Origin of the sequence: Aestuariivirga sp., from assembly GCF_037139295.1 — a bacterium.
Classification (GTDB): Bacteria; Pseudomonadota; Alphaproteobacteria; order Rhizobiales; family Aestuariivirgaceae; genus Aestuariivirga.
Genome location: NZ_JBAXGR010000008.1, coordinates 25,407 through 41,321 on the forward strand (window position 1 = coordinate 25,407; position 15,915 = coordinate 41,321).

General features: G+C 64.8%; 17 protein-coding genes and 1 tRNA gene. 11 read left to right on the forward strand and 7 right to left on the reverse strand.

Annotated features, from left to right (window positions below; translation table 11 throughout):
• The first annotated feature begins 60 nt into the window (after positions 1 to 60).
• From hisS to WCJ41_RS04335, 5 genes are all read left to right on the forward strand, one after another.
• On the forward strand, positions 61 to 1,497 hold the full coding sequence (hisS, locus tag WCJ41_RS04315) for a histidine--tRNA ligase (protein ID WP_336904604.1): 1,437 nt from the start codon (positions 61 to 63) through the stop codon (positions 1,495 to 1,497).
• Positions 1,497 to 2,636 carry an ATP phosphoribosyltransferase regulatory subunit gene (locus WCJ41_RS04320; RefSeq protein WP_336904605.1) on the forward strand — a complete coding sequence of 380 codons (1,140 nt, stop codon included), beginning with the start codon at positions 1,497 to 1,499 and terminating at the stop codon, positions 2,634 to 2,636. The genes hisS and WCJ41_RS04320 overlap by 1 nt, the downstream gene beginning before the upstream one ends.
• A complete protein-coding gene (gene hisG / locus WCJ41_RS04325; protein ID WP_336904606.1) occupies positions 2,633 to 3,322 on the forward strand; it encodes an ATP phosphoribosyltransferase in 690 nt (229 codons plus the stop codon). The genes WCJ41_RS04320 and hisG overlap by 4 nt, the downstream gene beginning before the upstream one ends.
• A gap of 66 nt (positions 3,323 to 3,388) precedes the next feature.
• Entirely contained in the window at positions 3,389 to 3,661 is a 273-nt protein-coding gene (locus tag WCJ41_RS04330; protein WP_336904607.1) for a hypothetical protein, read from the forward strand.
• Positions 3,662 to 3,811: 150 nt separating this feature from the next.
• A complete protein-coding gene (locus WCJ41_RS04335) occupies positions 3,812 to 5,020 on the forward strand; it encodes a lytic murein transglycosylase (protein ID WP_336904608.1) in 1,209 nt (402 codons plus the stop codon).
• Between the two features lie 152 nt (positions 5,021 to 5,172).
• Here the strand turns inward: WCJ41_RS04335 and WCJ41_RS04340 are convergent, their stop codons facing one another.
• From WCJ41_RS04340 to WCJ41_RS04350, 3 genes are read right to left on the reverse strand one after another with little or no spacing between them, the layout of a single operon-like run.
• Positions 5,173 to 6,381, reverse strand: a complete 1,209-nt coding sequence (locus WCJ41_RS04340; protein WP_336904609.1) for an ABC transporter permease — start codon at positions 6,379 to 6,381, stop codon at positions 5,173 to 5,175.
• On the reverse strand, positions 6,381 to 7,085 hold the full coding sequence (locus WCJ41_RS04345; RefSeq protein ID WP_336904610.1) for an ABC transporter ATP-binding protein: 705 nt from the start codon (positions 7,083 to 7,085) through the stop codon (positions 6,381 to 6,383). Before WCJ41_RS04345 ends, WCJ41_RS04340 begins: the two co-directional genes overlap by 1 nt.
• On the reverse strand, positions 7,082 to 8,356 hold the full coding sequence (locus WCJ41_RS04350; protein WP_336904611.1) for an efflux RND transporter periplasmic adaptor subunit: 1,275 nt from the start codon (positions 8,354 to 8,356) through the stop codon (positions 7,082 to 7,084). Before WCJ41_RS04350 ends, WCJ41_RS04345 begins: the two co-directional genes overlap by 4 nt.
• 103 nt (positions 8,357 to 8,459) lie before the next feature.
• Between WCJ41_RS04350 and WCJ41_RS04355 the strand changes: the two genes are divergently transcribed.
• Complete coding sequence (locus tag WCJ41_RS04355; RefSeq protein ID WP_336904612.1) at positions 8,460 to 9,254, forward strand: alpha/beta fold hydrolase; 795 nt, start codon at positions 8,460 to 8,462, stop codon at positions 9,252 to 9,254.
• Here the strand turns inward: WCJ41_RS04355 and WCJ41_RS04360 are convergent.
• The 3 genes from WCJ41_RS04360 to WCJ41_RS04370 are packed head-to-tail and all read right to left on the reverse strand — an operon-like array spanning position 9,244 to position 11,907.
• Positions 9,244 to 10,113, reverse strand: coding sequence for an SDR family oxidoreductase (locus WCJ41_RS04360; protein WP_336904613.1), 870 nt, complete (start codon positions 10,111 to 10,113; stop codon positions 9,244 to 9,246). The two genes, WCJ41_RS04355 and WCJ41_RS04360, sit on opposite strands and share 11 nt — an antisense overlap.
• Positions 10,110 to 11,243: a tRNA epoxyqueuosine(34) reductase QueG gene (queG, locus tag WCJ41_RS04365; protein ID WP_336904614.1), complete on the reverse strand. Its 1,134-nt coding sequence runs from the start codon at positions 11,241 to 11,243 to the stop codon at positions 10,110 to 10,112. Before queG ends, WCJ41_RS04360 begins: the two co-directional genes overlap by 4 nt.
• Positions 11,224 to 11,907 (reverse strand): glutathione S-transferase family protein, encoded by a 684-nt coding sequence (locus WCJ41_RS04370; protein ID WP_336904615.1) that lies wholly within the window; start codon positions 11,905 to 11,907, stop codon positions 11,224 to 11,226. Before WCJ41_RS04370 ends, queG begins: the two co-directional genes overlap by 20 nt.
• 158 nt (positions 11,908 to 12,065) lie before the next feature.
• On the opposite strand from WCJ41_RS04370, the gene WCJ41_RS04375 reads away from it, so the two are divergent.
• Positions 12,066 to 12,890 carry an undecaprenyl-diphosphate phosphatase gene (locus tag WCJ41_RS04375; protein ID WP_336904616.1) on the forward strand — a complete coding sequence of 275 codons (825 nt, stop codon included), beginning with the start codon at positions 12,066 to 12,068 and terminating at the stop codon, positions 12,888 to 12,890.
• Here the strand turns inward: WCJ41_RS04375 and WCJ41_RS04380 are convergent.
• Positions 12,857 to 13,846 (reverse strand): complex I NDUFA9 subunit family protein, encoded by a 990-nt coding sequence (locus WCJ41_RS04380; protein ID WP_336904617.1) that lies wholly within the window; start codon positions 13,844 to 13,846, stop codon positions 12,857 to 12,859. The genes WCJ41_RS04375 and WCJ41_RS04380 overlap by 34 nt on opposite strands.
• Positions 13,847 to 13,970: 124 nt before the next feature.
• Between WCJ41_RS04380 and WCJ41_RS04385 the strand changes: the two genes are divergently transcribed.
• From WCJ41_RS04385 to WCJ41_RS04400, 4 genes are all read left to right on the forward strand, one after another.
• Positions 13,971 to 14,055, forward strand: a tRNA-Leu gene (locus WCJ41_RS04385).
• A 32-nt stretch (positions 14,056 to 14,087) separates the two neighbouring features.
• Positions 14,088 to 14,699 carry a ribonuclease H-like domain-containing protein gene (locus WCJ41_RS04390; RefSeq protein WP_336904618.1) on the forward strand — a complete coding sequence of 204 codons (612 nt, stop codon included), beginning with the start codon at positions 14,088 to 14,090 and terminating at the stop codon, positions 14,697 to 14,699.
• Entirely contained in the window at positions 14,683 to 15,315 is a 633-nt protein-coding gene (lptC, locus tag WCJ41_RS04395) for an LPS export ABC transporter periplasmic protein LptC (RefSeq protein ID WP_336904619.1), read from the forward strand. The genes WCJ41_RS04390 and lptC overlap by 17 nt, the downstream gene beginning before the upstream one ends.
• Positions 15,312 to 15,854 (forward strand): LptA/OstA family protein, encoded by a 543-nt coding sequence (locus WCJ41_RS04400; RefSeq protein ID WP_336904620.1) that lies wholly within the window; start codon positions 15,312 to 15,314, stop codon positions 15,852 to 15,854. The genes lptC and WCJ41_RS04400 overlap by 4 nt, the downstream gene beginning before the upstream one ends.
• The last annotated feature ends 61 nt before the right edge of the window (positions 15,855 to 15,915 follow it).

Sequence of the window (15,915 nt, forward strand, 5' to 3'; positions counted from 1 at the left end):
AAGGTTGCCCCCCGGCCCCCGTTCCTCTAGATAACCCGCCAATCAAGCCGGGTTGCCCAGATGAATAAAGACCTCCGCCCCAAGGCGCGCGTTGCCAAGGGATTTCGTGACATTTCCGCCGACGAGATCCGCGGCACCCGCCGCATGCTGGCCACCATCCAGCAGGTCTACGAGGCCTATGGCTTCGAGCCGGTGGAGCAGCCCTTCATCGAATACACCGACGCGCTGGGCAAGTTCCTGCCCGACCAGGACCGTCCCAATGCCGGCGTCTTCTCCTTCCAGGACGATGACGAACAGTGGCTGAGCCTGCGCTATGACCTGACGGCGCCTCTCGCGCGCTTTGTGGCCGAGAACAGCCAGAAGATCCCCACCCCCTATCGCAGCTATCGCCAGGGCTGGGTGTTCAGGAACGAGAAGCCGGGCCCCGGCCGTTTCCGCCAGTTCATGCAGTTCGACGCCGACACGGTGGGCTCGGCCTCGCCGGTGGCCGACGCCGAAGTCTGCATGATGGCGGCGGACACGATGGAGGCGCTGGGCCTCAAGCGCGGTCAGTATGTGATGAAGTTCAACAGCCGCAAGCTGCTCGACGGCTTCACCGAAACCTTCGCCATCGGCGAGGAGGTGAAGCTCACTTGGCTCCGCGCGCTCGACAAGCTGGACCGGCTGGGCAGGGAAGGTGTCGCTCTTCTGCTCGGCGCGGGCCGCAAGGATGAATCGGGCGACTTCACCAAGGGTGCGGGCCTCAGTGACAAGCAGATCGAGGCGAGCCTGAACTTCGCCACCGCGACCACGCTCGATGCCGCCTTCGTCAGCGGCAGCAAGAACGGCGAGGAAGGGCTTCGCGACCTCGAGGCCATGCAGGCGCTGTTCACCGCCGCCGGCTGCGGCGCGGACCGCATTCGCTATGACTCATCGATTGTGCGCGGCCTCGAATATTACACCGGCCCCGTCTTCGAATGCGAATTGCTGATGGAGACGAAGGACGAGGACGGCCGCACCGTGCGTTTCGGTTCGGTGGGCGGCGGTGGCCGTTATGATGATCTCGTGGCGCGCTTCACCGGCCAGCAGGTGCCCGCGACGGGCTTCTCGATTGGCGTGTCGCGCCTCTATTCGGCTCTGAAGCTGGCGGGACTGGCGCAGGAGTCGTCCACGCTCGCCCCCGTCGTCGTGCTCGTCATGGACAAGGACCGGCAGGGCGATTACTGGCGCATGGTGCAGCAGCTGCGTGTCGGTGGCGTGCGCGCCGAAATGTATGCGGGCACGGCGGGCATGAAGGCGCAGATGAAATATGCCGACAAGCGTGGGAGCCCGCTCGTCGTGATTCAAGGCGGTGATGAGAAGGCCAGTGGCCAGGTCCAGATCAAGGACCTGCGTTTGGGTTCAGAACTCGCCAGCAATATCGCATCGCGTGAAGAATATGCCTCGCAGCGTCTTGCACAGTTCTCGGTGCCCGAGGCCGAACTCGTCGCTGCGGTGAAGAAGGCACTGGCGGAGTAATGGCCGGAAAGTCGAGCGCTGAACGCGAAGCGCTGGAGCGCCAGAACGTGGCGCTGATGGCGGTGTTCGAGCGTAGCGGTTTTGACCACATCGCACCCGACATCATCCAGCCCGCCGACATCTTCCTCGAGCGCTCCGGCGAAGACATCCGTGCACGGACCTTCGTGTTCACCGATCCTTCTGGTGCGGAGATGTGCCTGAGGCCGGACCTTACCGTGCCCGCCTGCCGCTATCATCTGAGCCACGCGGAAAACCCCGCCGCCGAGCGCCGCTACTGCTATCTGGGCCCCGCCTTCCGCTTTCCCGACGAATTTTTGAGCCCGCAGGAATTCACGCAGGCGGGCCTCGAATGGTTCGGCGCACCTGAAGCCATCGCGGCAGAAGCGCGCGTGTTGAAGCTCACCATTTCCGCACTCGAAGCTGCTGGCCTGTCGCGCTACCGCGTCAGCTTCGGTGATCTGGGGCTCTTCTCCGCGCTGCTCGAAGACACCGAGATGCCGGAGCGCTGGCGCCAGCGTCTGCGCCATCATTTCTGGCGCCCGCATGCCTTCCGTGAGCTGCTTGATTCTTTCTGCGCCGGACGCGGCGCGAAGCGCACCTCCGTCTCGCCGCTCGTCGATCGCGCGGCGGCGGGCGATACGCTGGCCATCGTCGAAGCCGAGATCGAAAGCCGCAAGCTGCCACTCGTCGGTGGCCGCGATCTGCCGGAGATCGCCGCGCGCCTCGCCAACAAAGCAGCCGACCGGCAGGAGAGGCCGCTCGCGCTGCCCAAGGCCAACACGCTCAACGCCTATCTCGCCATCTCGGGCGAGGCGTCCTCCATCGATGCACAGTTCGCCGCGATCAACGGCGGCGCCCGCTTCACCACTGCGCGCGAGACTTACGCCAAGCGCCTCTATGAAATGGAGGAGCTGGGTCTCAACCCGCGCCGCTTCCACTTCGCCGCGGGCTTCGGCCGCGAGCTTGAATACTACACGGGCTTCACCTTCCAGATCGAGGCGGACACGCCGCATGGGCCTGTCGCCGTGGCGGGTGGTGGTCGCTATGACAACCTGCTCTCCGACATGGGCGCGCCTGTCACCGTTCCCGCCGTTGGCTGCGCCATCCACACCGATCGCCTGAAGGCGGTGCTGGCATGAGCGTCGTCACCCTCGCCATTCCCTCCAAGGGCCGCCTGATGGAGGCGACTGCCGAATTGCTGGCCAAGGCCGGCTTCACCATCGACAGGCTGGGCGCCGACCGTGGCTATCGTGGCCTGCTGCACGGGCTCGATGGCGTGGAAATCGCCTTTCTTTCCGCCTCCGAGATCGCCCAGAACCTGCGCGACGGGAAGGTGGACTTAGGAGTCACCGGTCAGGACCTGCTCACCGAAAAGATCCCGCTCGATGACAAGGCCGTCCAGCTGCTGGTGCGCCTTGGCTTCGGCCCGGCGGATGTGGTGGTGGCCGTGCCGGAAATCTGGCTCGACGTTGCCACGATGGCGGACCTGGACGAGATCGCCGAGAGCTTCTACGAGCGCCACGGACGGCGTCTGCGGGTGGCCACCAAGTACCACAACCTCACCCGCCGCTTCTTCGCGGAAAAGGGTGTGACCGGCTACCGCATCGTCGAAAGCCTGGGCGCCACCGAGGGTGCGCCCGCCGCAGGCATCGCCGAGATCATTGTCGACATCACCACCACCGGCTCGACACTTAGCGCCAACAGCTTGAAAATCCTCGACGATGGAGTCATCCTCAAGTCCTGCGCCGTGCTGGCGGGTCGCAACGAGACGCTGTCGGACCCCCGTGTCCGCCGGCTGATCGAGGTCCTTTCCGCCATCACCTGAATGTGTTGAGCGTTTTTTTGCGTCCGGCGTTATCCTGCGGATGACGGTTGAACAGGGAGAAAGCTGATGAAGTCCATCCTGACGGTTGCAGCCCTTCTGGCTGGCCTTGCCACTCCCGCCTTGGCGGAGGAAGCCACCACCACCACAACAAACCAACCACCGCCCCAGACCCAGGCCGCGCTTGCGCCGTCACAGGATGGTGCTGCACCCGCCGTCCTGCCGCAGTCCGAGGCAGTCAAGGTGGTTCCCATGTCCGTGCCGCTCGAATCGAACGGCGCCCCCCCGGCCCGCGGTGGCGGCTGCAGCCATTCCAAGACCACGGTTTATCTGACGAACTGAGAGTTCCCCCAAAGCCGGCCGGTTCCCCAACCCCTCCTGCATGTCCCTGCCGGAGGGGTTTTCGCTTGAGGCGCGCCGGCCTTGAATTTGACCAAGAGGCGACTTAGCGCCAAAGGTCAGGATCAACGGCAGACGAATCGGGAGACAGGAATGCGGAATTTCAAACTGGCGGCGGCGGCATTTGCGGCCCTCATGGTGGCGAGCGGCATGGCCCATGCGGGCGCCACCTGCGGCGACTCGGCTGCGGGCTTCGATGGCTTCATCAAGCAGTTCAGGAAGGAAGCAGCCGCCGCCGGCGTCAACGCCAAGGGCCTCTCCGCGCTGGACGGCGTGCAGTACCAGCCGGGCATCATCAAGAAGGACCGGGCGCAGGGCGTGTTCTCGCTGTCCTTCATCGATTTTACCAAGCGCATGGTGTCGAACTACCGCATCACCGAAGGGGCCAACATCCTCGCCAAGAACAAGCAGTTGTTCGATGCGATCCAGAAGCAGTATGGCGTGCCGGGCGAAGTGCTCATCGCCTTCTGGGCCTTCGAGACCGACTTCGGCAAGAACATGGGCGACTTCGACACCATCTCGTCCCTCGCCACCCTGTCGTGGGATTGCCGCCGGCCTGACAAGTTCCGCGAGCAGCTGATCGGCGCGCTGATGCTCTATCAGAACGGCGACCTCGAGCGCGCGGACATGAAGGGCGCCTGGGCCGGCGAAATCGGCCACACCCAGTTCCTGCCGAAGGAATATTTCGAGACTGCCGTCGACTTCGACGGCGACGGCCACCGCAATTTGCGCAAGTCGATCCCCGATGCCATGGCCTCGGGCGCGGCCCTCCTCGTGAAGCATGGCTGGCAGGCCAACCAGCCGTGGCTCGATGAGGTGAAGCTCACCAAGGACCTGCCCTGGGACCAGGCCGACATCGCCATCCAGCTGCCGCGCAGCCAGTGGGTGAAGTGGGGTGTGGTGGGTGTTGACCGCAAGCTCAAGTCTGACAAGTTCCCCGCCTCGCTGCTGCTGCCCATGGGCAAGGACGGCCCGGCCTTCCTCGCCTACGAGAACTTCACCACGGCTTACCTGAAGTGGAACGAGTCCCTCGTCTATTCGCTGACGGCTGGCTATCTTGCCAACCGCATCGCCGGCGACGGGCCCTTCAACCCCGGCCGTGCGCCGGTGCAGGCCCTGTCCTACGACCAGATCAAGCAGCTGCAGACGATTCTCGAGGGCAAGGGCTATGACGTTGGCACGGTCGACGGCAAGCTTGGCAAGTCCACGCGCGATGCAGTGAAGCAGGAGCAGCTCAAGATGGGCTGGCCAGCGGATTCCTATCCCACCGTGCCCTTCCTCGACAAACTGCAGAACGGCTGAGAACGCGGCCGAGACCTTTCCAAGACTCATCGTGCCCGGGTTTGGACCCGGGCATCCTTTTTGCGGGGTGCAAGAAGATCGCCGGGTCAAGCCCGGCGAAGATGAAGAGTTGGGAGCAGTAAGACGGTCGAGGTGGTGCGACGCACAGGACGCTACTCTCTTCTCAGCGCTTCGATCGGATCGAGGCGCGCCGCGCGGCGCGCCGGAAAGAAGCCGAAGATCACGCCGATCAGGGCTGACACGGCGAAGGCCAGCGCGATGACGCGCAGGTCGGCGTTGAAGGGCACGTCCATCACGGCTGCCCCCGCTGCCGCAAGCCCCAGCCCGATGGCAATGCCCAGCACGCCGCCGAACAGGGCGAGCACCACGGCTTCCACCAGGAACTGCGTCAGCACTTGTCGCTCCAGCGCGCCGATGGCGAGCCTGATGCCGATCTCGCGCGTGCGCTCGGTCACCGAGACGAGCATGATGTTCATGATGCCGATGCCGCCCACGAGAAGTGACACGGCGGCGACTGCGCCGAGAAGCCCCGTCAGGATCGTCGTCGTCGAGGCCATGGTGGCGAGAATCTGCGTCAGGTCGCGGATGGTGAAGTCGTCTTCCTCGCCCGGCGCGATACGGCGGCGCTCGCGCAGCACGTCCTCGGCGTCGCGCTGCACGCGCGGAATGTCGGCAGCCTCCGTCACCGAGATGGAGATCGTGCCGATGCGCGTGTTCCCGGCGATGCGTCGGTGATAGGTGCGCAGCGGCAGCACCACGATCGAATCCTGGTCGGTGCCGAAGGCCGACTGGCCCTTGGGCGCCATGCTCGCGATCACCTCGCAGGAGAAGTTGCCGATGCGAAGCCGCTCGCCGATCGGGTCTTGCCCCGCGAAGAGTTCGCGGCGGATGGTGGCCCCGATCACGCAGACGGAAGCCCCGGCGCGCATCTCGCTGTCGGAGAACACGCGGCCATCCTCCAGCGTCCAGTCCTGCACGGTGAACCAGTCGACGTTGGTGCCCGTCACCGTCGCGTCGTAATTCAGCGCGCCCGAAACCACCTTCATCTGCTTCTGCGCCGTGGGGGCCACGCCCTTGATACCGGCGAGGTTGTTCTTCAGCGCCGTCACGTCACGCTCGTCGAAGGCGCGCGCGTCGGTGGCGCCGCCCGGCCCGAAGTTGATCTGCCCCGGCCTGACGATCAGCATGTTGGAGCCGAGCTTCGAGAGGTTCTCGGTCACCTTGCTCGAAGCGCCATTGCCCAGCGTCACCATGGCGATCACCGCGCCGACGCCGATGACGATGCCGAGAAGCGTCAGGATCGAGCGCAGCACGTTGCGCCGGATCGACGACATGGCGAGCTTGACCGTCTCCCACAGCATCAGGCGGCCACCTTCTGCTCGTCACTTGCAATGTGCCCGTCGACGAAGCGGATGATACGATGCGCGAAAGCCGCCATGTCGGGCTCATGCGTGACCATGACGACAGTGATGCCGCGCTCTTCGTTCAATCGCGCGATCAGTTCCATGATCTCGAGGCTGCGCTGGCTGTCGAGGTTTCCGGTGGGTTCATCGGCGAGCAGGAGCAGCGGGTCGGTGACGATGGCGCGCGCAATCGCCACGCGCTGCTGCTGGCCGCCGGAAAGCTCGCCCGGCGTATGGTGCTCGCGGCCCTGAAGGCCCACGAGGTGCAGCGCCTCCATGGCGCGTTCGCGCCGCTCATGGCGCGCCATGCCGCGGTAGATCAGCGGCAGCTCGACGTTCTCGATTGCGGTGGTGCGGTTCAGCAGGTTGAAGCCCTGGAACACGAAGCCGATGAAGTTGCGGCGCAGCAGCGCGCGCTGGTCCTGGCCCAAATGGTTCACCTCGACGCCGAGGAACCTGAAGCTGCCGCCGGTCGGCCGGTCGAGGCAGCCGATGATGTTCATGGCGGTCGACTTGCCGGAGCCAGATGGGCCCATGATGGCGATGAACTCGCCCCTGTTGATGGTCAGGTCGACGCCCGCCAGTGCCCGCACCAGCCCACCGCCCTCGCCGTAGGTGCGGGTGACGCCGGTGAAGGAGACGAGAGGGTTGTTACCCGTCACGAGCCGGCGGCCTTGGACGAGATGATGACCTGGTCGCCCGCCTTCACCTCGCCTGACAGGATCTCGGTGTCCTTGCCGTCGGACACGCCGGCATGCACGGTGATGGGCTTGGGTGCGCCATTGTCCAGCACATAGAGCGTACGCATGCCGTCTGCCCCGGGTGCGGAGTTCTTGGTGGCGGGCGGCATGCGCGGGATGAACAGGTTCATCACGCTGAAGCTTTGGGCTTTCTGCTCCTTGGGTGGCGCGTAGCGCAGTGCTGCATTGGGCACGGCCAGCGCATCGGGCACTTCCTGCACCACGATCTGTGCTGTCGCCGTCATGCCCGGCCGCAGCAGCAGCGCGTTGTTGTCCACCGTCAGCACCGCCTTGTAGGTGACGACATTGTCCGTCACCTTCGGTGAATACTCGATGGTGTCGATCACCGCAGGAAAGCTCTTGCCCGGATAGGCATCGACACGGAAGGTGGCTTTCTGGCCTTCCTTCACCGCGCCAATGTCGGCCTCGTCGACATCGGCCTCGAGCTGCATGTGCATCAGGTCCTCGGCGAGAATGAACAGCACCGGCGCCTGGAAGGATGAGGCAACCGTCTGCCCGGGCTCCGCATCGCGCTTCAGCACGATGCCGTCGACGGGCGACAGGATGCGCGATTTGGTGATGTCCGTCTGGGTCATCGCCAGGTCGGCCTTGGCCACCTCGATATCGGCCTGTGCTGCCACCACGCCTGCTTCGGCGCGTGACTGCGCTGCGCGCGCGGTGTCGACGTCCTGCGTTGAGGACACGCCGCGGGCGCTCAGCTTTTCGGCGCGGTTGAAAAGGAGCTGCTTCTCGAGCAGCGTGGCCTTGGCATCGGCAAGCCGCGCCTCCGCCGCCGCGATCGCCGCCTTGCCGCGAGTCAATTCCGCCTGCAGCCGCTCGGTGTCAAGCTCCGCCAGCACGTCGCCCTTCTTCACCTCGCTGTTGGCCTTGACGTTGACGGTGCGAATGACGCCGGAACGCTCGCTCGACACTTCCACCTCGGTGGTGGGCTGGATGTTGCCGGTGGCCTGAACCTCAACCACGATGGTCTTGGTCTCCAGCGGCGCCGTCTCATAGGTGACGGCCTTGCCGGCGGACTGGCCGTGCAGCATCCACCAGGCGATACCCGCCAACGCCAGCGCCAGAAGGGCCAGCCAGAACAGTCGCCGGTTCCGCGTCTTGGCGCGGCTCTTGGCGTCGAGGCCCAGCATGGCCTCGATCTCGGTGGGGCCGGGGGGGGTCTGAATGTTCATCTGGTTCAATGCTTTATCCGGGCCCTAGGGCGAGATGTGAATGACGGCGCAAATCCGGCGCGCCCGGATTTTAAATCTCTGCACCGCCTGATATGACCCTGCCATGACAGATATCAAGTTCGAAAAGGCCCCGGACGGCACGCCCATCGCTTTCCGCACCGACGGGCGGGACGATCTGGGCCGCTGCGGCTTCGTCTGGCTGGGCGGCTACAAGTCCGACATGGAGGGCTCCAAGGCGGAGGCTCTGGCGGCCCTGGCGCGCGAAACCCGCCGCCCCTGCCTGCGCTTCGACTATTCGGGCCACGGGGCCTCGGGGGGCCTGTTCGTCGACGGCACCATCTCCAAATGGCTGGAACAGTCGGTCCACATGGTCCTCACCCATGGCAGAGGCCCGCGCATTCTCGTCGGCTCCTCGATGGGCGGCTGGCTCACCCTGCTGCTCTACCGCCACCTGCAGCGCGCCAGCCCGCAGGCCGCCCCGTTCATCAAAGGTCTGGTGTTGCTTGCCCCCGCCGCCGACATGACGTCGGAGCTGATGTGGGACGCCTTCCCCGACGCGGTGCGCGAGGAATTGAACCAGAAAGGCGTGTGGATGCGCCCCTCGGCCTATGGCGAGCCCTATGCCATCACGAAGCGGCTGATCGAGGATGGCCGCAAGCACCTGATGCTGCACGACAGTCTCGATGTTTCCTGCCCCGTCCGCATCCTGCAGGGCGATGAAGACCCGGACGTGCCCGCCACCCATGCCGTGAAGGTGTTCGGCGCCCTGAGCGGCCCCGACGTGACGCTCACCCTCATCAAGGGCGGCGACCACCGCCTGTCGACGCCCGGCAACCTCGCCCTGCTGCGCGAGACGGTACTGCGCCTGGCGGAGCGTTCGGAGGGTGTCAGCGTCTGAGGTCGTTGGCGAGCGCCGCGAGGCCCTCGCGGTAGCTCGGGTAACTGAGCTTGACGCCCAGCTCCTTCAAGATACGCTCATTCGAGACGCGCTTTGAATCGGCATAGAAGCTCTTCGCCATGGGTGACAGGCTGGCCTCCTCGAAGGGCACGTCGGGCGGCACCGGAAGCCCCAGCAGCTTCGCGCCATATTCAACCACGTCCTGCGGCGGGCAGGCTTCGTCGTCACAGACATTGTAGGCGCGCCCCGGGTCGGGATGCGCGATCGAGGCTTCCAGCGTGTTGGCGATGTCTGCCACATGGATGCGGCTGAAGATCTGGCGTGGCTTGATCACCCGCTTCGCCGAGCCATCGAGCAGTGACAGCAGCTGGTTGCGCCCCGGTCCATAGATGCCGGCCAGCCGGAAGATCATCACCGGCAGCCCATGCGCGCGCCACAGGTCGAGCCACTGCGTCTCAGCCAGCAGTCGCTTGTGACCGCGCTCGGTGTTGGGGGTGAGTGGCGTCTCTTCGGTGACGAGCCCGCCTGCGTGGTCGCCATAGACCCCGGTGGTGGAGAGATAGGCAACCCACTGGAACTGACCCGCGCGGGCCGCGAAGTCTGCCGCGTGCTGGCGCAGCACCGGGTCGCCGTCGTCTCCCGGCGGCGCTGAGTCCACGACATGCGTGACGCCGTCAAGAGCCCCGGCGGGCAGCGGCTGCGAACCATCGAACACCAGCCCGCGATAGCCCATGTCGTTGATCGCCGCCGCACCTTGCGCGCTGCGGCTGGTGGCGCTCACCGTCCAGCCCTTGGCCGCCAGCCGCTCCGCCAGCGCCTTTGCCGAAAAGCCCAGCCCGAAAAAGAGAATGTGGTTCATGCCGTCTCCCACTCGCGGCGGACGCCATCGTCCGTCTCGCCATTCATGCGCTCGTTACGCAACTGCGCGAAGTCCGGTTCGCCGATAAGGCGCGACAGCGCCCACACCGCCATGGCCCGCACGACGGGTGCCGGGTCGCCAAGCAGCGCCATCACCCTCGGCACCAGTCCGGCATCGCCGCTGTTGCCCGCCGCGATCAGCGCATTGCGGATGAAGCGGTCACGACCGATGCGCTTGATGGCCGAGGCGGTGAACAGGGCCCGGAATCCCACATCATCGAGCGCCAGCAGGTCGGCCAGCCGCGGCGCCTTCAGCTCCTCGCGCGCCATCAGCTTCACCTCATGTGAGGCCTGCGCGAACTTGTTCCACGGGCAGGCGGCAAGGCAGTCGTCGCAGCCATAGATGCGGTTGCCCATCGCCTGCCGGAATGCACTGTCGATGTGGCCTTCGTGCTCGATGGTGAGATAGGAAATACAGCGCCGCGCATCGAGCTGGTAGGGGGCAGGAAAGGCATTGGTCGGGCAGATGTCGAGGCAGGCGCGGCAACTGCCGCAACGGTCTTCCTCGGCCGCATCGGGTTCGATTTCTGCCTCGGTGAAGATCGTGCCGATGAAGAACCAAGAGCCGATGTCGCGTGAGACGAGGTTGGTGTGCTTGCCCTGCCAGCCAAGGCCTGCCTTCTGCGCCAACGGCTTTTCCATCAGTGGTGCCGTGTCGATGAACACCTTGATCTCCTTCTTGGTGCGGTGCTTCAGCCACTGCGCAATGCGCTTCAGCTTGCCCTTCACGAGATCATGGTAGTCGCGGTTCAGCGCATAGAGCGAGATGACGCCGGAGCCCTTGTCCTTCAGGCGTTCGAAGGGGTCGAGGTCCTGCCCGTAGTTCTGCGCCAGCACGATCGCGGTGCGCGCTTCCGGCCAGAGAACCAGCGGGCTGGCACGGCGGGCTTCCGTCTCGGCCATCCACGCCATGCTGCCGTTGTGGCCTTGCGCGATGAACTGGCGCAGTCGTTCGGCCTGCAGCGGGTCGGCAGAGAGCTTGACGATGCGCACCGCGCTGAAGCCTTCGCCCGAGGCTCTCTCGCCGATTGCCTGGCGGAGCGTGTTCACGTCAGAAATCGAGGTCCGCATAGTGCGGGCCTGGCGCCATGCCGCGGATCGTGTCGGCCAGCAGCGGCCGGAAGGAGGGGCGCGACTTGACACGCTGGTACCACCCCTTCGCGATCGGGTAATCCGCCCACGGAACATCGCCAAAATAGTCCACCGCCGAGATGTGCCCCGCCGCCGCGAGGTCGGCAATGGAAAGTTCCTCTCCCGCCAGCCACACGCGGTGGTCCACCAGATGCGAGATGTAGTCGAGGTGGTCGCGCAGCCGCACCATCGCCTGGCGCACGCGGCCCGTGTCCGGCCCGCCACCGCCCCTGTCGCGCTTGAGAAAGCGGCGGATCAGCTTTTCGGTCAGCACCGGTTCGGAGACCTCGGCATAGAACTTGCCGTCGAACCAGCCCGCAAGCCTCCGCACCTCGGCGCGCTCGAAGGCGTCACCGGGAATGAGGGAGATGCGCGTTGCCTTGGTCTCTTCGAGATATTCGGTGATCGACTCGATGCCGGAGAGCGCCGTTGAGGCATCCTCGAGATAGACCGGCAGCGTGCCCGCGGGGTTCAATTCGAAAATGTCTGGCATCGGCGCCCAGGGTTCCTCGTCGATCAGTTCCACCGGCACGCCATATTCCGCAAGGGCAAGCCGCAACCTGCGGCTGAAGGGATCGAGCGTGAAGTGGATGAGTGACGGCATGTTAGGACGAATTTAACCCTGTCATTGGCAACTATGGGCAGACAGCGAAACAAAAGCCGCATTTGCCCGGGATGTTGCGCGCGTATAAAACGCACGCGACCCCCGCGGCAAGAAAATCCGATTCAACTGCCCACGCCCCAAGCCCAGAGTTGCCATACATGCTTATCCTCCAGATCGTCGTGCTGGCGCTCATTCAGGGCATCACCGAATTCCTGCCCATTTCATCCTCGGGCCACCTGCTGCTGGTGCCGGTGCTCACCGGCTGGCCGGACCAGGGCGTGCTGACCGACGTGATGGTGCACATGGGGTCCTTCCTCGCTGTCATCGTGTATTTCTGGAAGGACTGCGTGAAACTGCTCATGGGCCTCATCGACATGGCGCGGGGCCAAAAGAATGCCTGGGGCCGGCTGGCACTGCTGATCATCCTCGGCACCATCCCGGCGGTTGTCCTGGGTGTCATCCTCGACAAGCTGGGCTTCATGGATCTCGTTCGCCAGATGCCGATCATCGTGGCGTGGAACGCCATCATCTTCGGCATCCTGCTCTATGTGTGCGACCGCTTCGGCATGATCCAGCGGCGCATGGCTGACATGACAGCGATGCCAGCCCTCATCATCGGCATGGCGCAGGCCGTGGCGCTCATCCCCGGCGTCAGCCGCTCCGGCATCTCGATGACGGCGGCGCGCGCGCTGGGCTTCGAGCGGCCTGATTCGGCGCGCTTCGCCTTCCTGCTCGGCATCCCGGCCATTGCCGGGGCGGGCGTGCTGAAACTGGGCGAGGCGTTGCATACCGGCGCCACCATCAGCACCTCGATGATCCTGACGGCGGTCCTCACCTTCTTCGTGGCGCTCGGCACCATCACCGTGCTGATGAAGCTCATCCGCCACATGAGCTTACTGCCCTTCGCCATCTATCGCGTGGGGCTGGGCGTCATCCTGCTGGCGCTGATTTACTCGGGAATGCCCTTGGGCGCGGTGAACTGACCGGCCTTTCGGTAGCGGTAGAGATAGCCCGGAACGATCCCCTCGATCCCCTGCGGTACCACGCCGAGGCCCTCCAGCGTGCGCTGCTCGCGGCGTGCTTCCTCGCTCACCACGTTGTCGTGGCGCAGCATTTCCACCTGGTCCACCGTCAGCATCGGGTTGGGCAAAAGGCCCATGATCGCGGCCTGCACCTTGGCGATGCCCCACGGCAGCGGCAGCAGCGCGCGGCTGCGGCCGATGGTGTCCAGGGTGAACTGCATCAGCTGCTTGAAGCTGAAGGCTTCCGGCCCGCCCAGCTCATAGGTCTTGCCGTCAGCCTCGCCGGCATCGATGAGGCGAACCACGGCCTCGCCCACGTCACCGGCGAAAACGGGCTGGAACTGCGTTTCGCCGCCGCCGATCAGCGGCAGGAAGGGCGAGAAGCGCGCCATCTCGGCAAAGCGGTTGAAGAAGCTGTCCTCCGGCCCGAACACGATCGACGGCCTAAGCACGATGGCGCCGGGGAAATTGGCCCGCGCCAGCTTTTCGCCCTCGGCCTTGCTGCGCGCATAGGCGGCAGTTGAGCCGGCATCCGCCCCGATCGCCGACATCTGTATGAACACGCGCGCGCGCGCCGCCTTGGCGGCCTTGGCGGAAGCCTCGGCGCCAAACACATGCACCGCGTCGAAGCTCTGGGCGCCAGCGGAGTGGAGCACGCCCGTCAGGTTGATCACCGCATAGGCGCCCTCGCAGGCCGCAGCGAGCGAGGCGGGGTAGCGCACATTGGCCTGCACCGCCATGATCTGCCCGGTGTTGCCAAGAGGCTGCAGGTAGCCAGCGAGGTCGGGCCTGCGGCAGGCCACGCGAATGCGGTAGCCGCGCCGGGCCAGCGCCCTGACGATGTGCCGTCCCACGAAGCCCGAACCGCCGATGATGGTGATGAGTTTGTCGGATGGCTGAACGAGCACGGAGGTCACCCCTGATTTTCGGTTGTGCGTGAGCTTTTAGCGCTGCTTTCCAAAGTATGCAAAGGCCAAGAAAACCCGTCCGCAGGACTGCGGTTGACAGCCGCGCCGGGCCTCTCTAAGAGACGCCTCGCCTGCCCAGATGGCGGAATTGGTAGACGCACTAGTTTCAGGTACTAGCGCTGAGAGGCGTGCAGGTTCGAGTCCTGTTCTGGGCACCATTTTTATAGTCTACTTACGGCGGGACCCTTCGATGGCGATCAAGCTTTACAAGGGCGACCTGCCTCCGGGCATCGATTTCGGAAGCTCCGTCGCCGTTGACACCGAAACGCTGGGCCTCGTTCCCCGCCGTGACAAGCTCTGCCTCGTCCAGCTTTCCTCGGGCGATGGCAATGCCCATCTCGTGCAGCTCGACCGCACGACTTATGACGCGCCGAACCTCAAGGCGCTGTTCGCCAATCCGGAAGTCACCAAGATCTTCCACTATGCGCGCTTCGACGTGGCGGTGATCAAGCAATACCTCGGTGTCGATACGGCGCCCCTCTACTGCACCAAGATCGCCTCCAAGCTCACCCGCACCTACACCGACCGTCATGGCCTGAAGGACCTGGTGAAGGAGCTTTTGGGCATCGAGCTCAACAAGCAGCAGCAGAGCTCGGACTGGGGTGCTCACATGCTCTCCGACCCGCAGAAGCAATATGCCGCGCAGGATGTGCTCTATCTGCATGAGCTGAAGTCCCGCCTCGACCAGATGCTCTCCCGCGAGGGCCGCGAGTCGGTGGCCAGGGCCTGCTTCGACTTCATCCCCACGCGCGCCGCGCTCGATCTTTCGGGCTGGACCGAGGAAGATGTCTTCGCCCACTGATCAAGCCAGGAAGGCCGTCAGGGCCGCAGCGCTGTCCCGCCTGCTCAGCTGGCTGGCGGCTGCGGTTGGCATCGGCTTCGTCATCACCTTCCTCGCCCAGGCGGGATTGTTCCACGCGCTGTTGCCGCAGCCGGCCACGGCGCCGCTGCCCGACGTCGAGCCAGACCGCATCACCGCAGGTTCCTCCACCGTCACCGGCATCGACGACGAGAAGCAACCCTATGAAGTCACCGCCAGGCGCGGCTGGCAGGATGGCACCACCCCCAACCTCGTCCATCTCGAGGATCCGGTCGGCCTGTTCCGGCGCGCCAGCGGCACCAAATATTCGATCACCGGCGCCAGCGGCCTTTACAACACCGACACCAAGTCGCTTCAATTGGAGGGCAAAGTGGTGCTGGAACAAAAGGGCCGCTTCACCGCCCGCATGGAAAAGGCCCAGATCGCCGTGAAGGAGAAGAAGCTCACCTCCGACACGGCCGTGACGGCGGATTTCGCCTCCGGCACGGTGAATGCCAACGGCATGCAAATAACCGATGACGGTGCCCGAATTCTGTTCTTGAATGGTGTCAAGGCGCGGTTCACCGCGTCAGAGGGCAAGGGAGACACGAATCCATGACTTTGAGGCTCACCGCCTGCGCTGCGGCACTGTTCCTGTTCGCTGCCGCGCCGGCCCTCGCCCAGGAGGCGACGAAGACTGACGCCCCCACGGCCACCAAGACCGTTGGCAAGAAGGACGCCAAACCGGCGAAGCCCGCCACGCCCGTCGATATCGTGTCGAACGAAATGGAAATCCTCGACGCCGAGAAGAAGGCCATCTTCCGCGGCGCGGTGGATGCCACGCGCGGCGACACCAATATCAAGTCTGATACGCTGACCGTCACCTATGCCGACGTTAAGCAGCCGGACGGCACCACCAAGACCGATGCCACCGACCTTGATGCCAAGGGCAACGTGACCATCACCACACCCAAGGAGACGATCACCGGCGACTGGGCGAAATACGATCCGCAGACCGAGAAGCTCACGGTCGGCGGCAATGTGAAGCTCGTGCAGGAAACCACCGTGCTGCAGGGCAACCTGCTCGAAACCGACATGAAGACCAACCGCACCCAGATGAAGGGTGGCCGCGTCAAGGGCAGCTTCCTTCCGAAGTGAGGCGCCTTATCTAAAATTAACCTATTGGGTGGACACTCATTTGGCGCGTGACGAAGACGTA

Excerpts from the sequence above, each read along its gene's own strand:
- WCJ41_RS04390 (WP_336904618.1), top strand. The coding sequence starts at position 14,088 with ATGGCGATCAAGCTTTACAAGGGCGACCTGCCTCCGGGCATCGATTTC.
- WCJ41_RS04370 (WP_336904615.1), bottom strand. The coding sequence starts at position 11,907 with ATGCCGTCACTCATCCACTTCACGCTCGATCCCTTCAGCCGCAGGTTG.
- WCJ41_RS04330 (WP_336904607.1), top strand. The coding sequence starts at position 3,389 with ATGAAGTCCATCCTGACGGTTGCAGCCCTTCTGGCTGGCCTTGCCACT.
- WCJ41_RS04355 (WP_336904612.1), top strand. The coding sequence starts at position 8,460 with ATGACAGATATCAAGTTCGAAAAGGCCCCGGACGGCACGCCCATCGCT.
- lptC (WP_336904619.1), top strand. The coding sequence starts at position 14,683 with ATGTCTTCGCCCACTGATCAAGCCAGGAAGGCCGTCAGGGCCGCAGCG.
- hisG (WP_336904606.1), top strand. The coding sequence starts at position 2,633 with ATGAGCGTCGTCACCCTCGCCATTCCCTCCAAGGGCCGCCTGATGGAG.
- WCJ41_RS04335 (WP_336904608.1), top strand. The coding sequence starts at position 3,812 with ATGCGGAATTTCAAACTGGCGGCGGCGGCATTTGCGGCCCTCATGGTG.
- WCJ41_RS04400 (WP_336904620.1), top strand. The coding sequence starts at position 15,312 with ATGACTTTGAGGCTCACCGCCTGCGCTGCGGCACTGTTCCTGTTCGCT.
- queG (WP_336904614.1), bottom strand. The coding sequence starts at position 11,243 with ATGCGGACCTCGATTTCTGACGTGAACACGCTCCGCCAGGCAATCGGC.
- WCJ41_RS04320 (WP_336904605.1), top strand. The coding sequence starts at position 1,497 with ATGGCCGGAAAGTCGAGCGCTGAACGCGAAGCGCTGGAGCGCCAGAAC.
- WCJ41_RS04350 (WP_336904611.1), bottom strand. The coding sequence starts at position 8,356 with ATGAACATTCAGACCCCCCCCGGCCCCACCGAGATCGAGGCCATGCTG.
- WCJ41_RS04340 (WP_336904609.1), bottom strand. The coding sequence starts at position 6,381 with ATGCTGTGGGAGACGGTCAAGCTCGCCATGTCGTCGATCCGGCGCAAC.
- hisS (WP_336904604.1), top strand. The coding sequence starts at position 61 with ATGAATAAAGACCTCCGCCCCAAGGCGCGCGTTGCCAAGGGATTTCGT.
- WCJ41_RS04375 (WP_336904616.1), top strand. The coding sequence starts at position 12,066 with ATGCTTATCCTCCAGATCGTCGTGCTGGCGCTCATTCAGGGCATCACC.
- WCJ41_RS04360 (WP_336904613.1), bottom strand. The coding sequence starts at position 10,113 with ATGAACCACATTCTCTTTTTCGGGCTGGGCTTTTCGGCAAAGGCGCTG.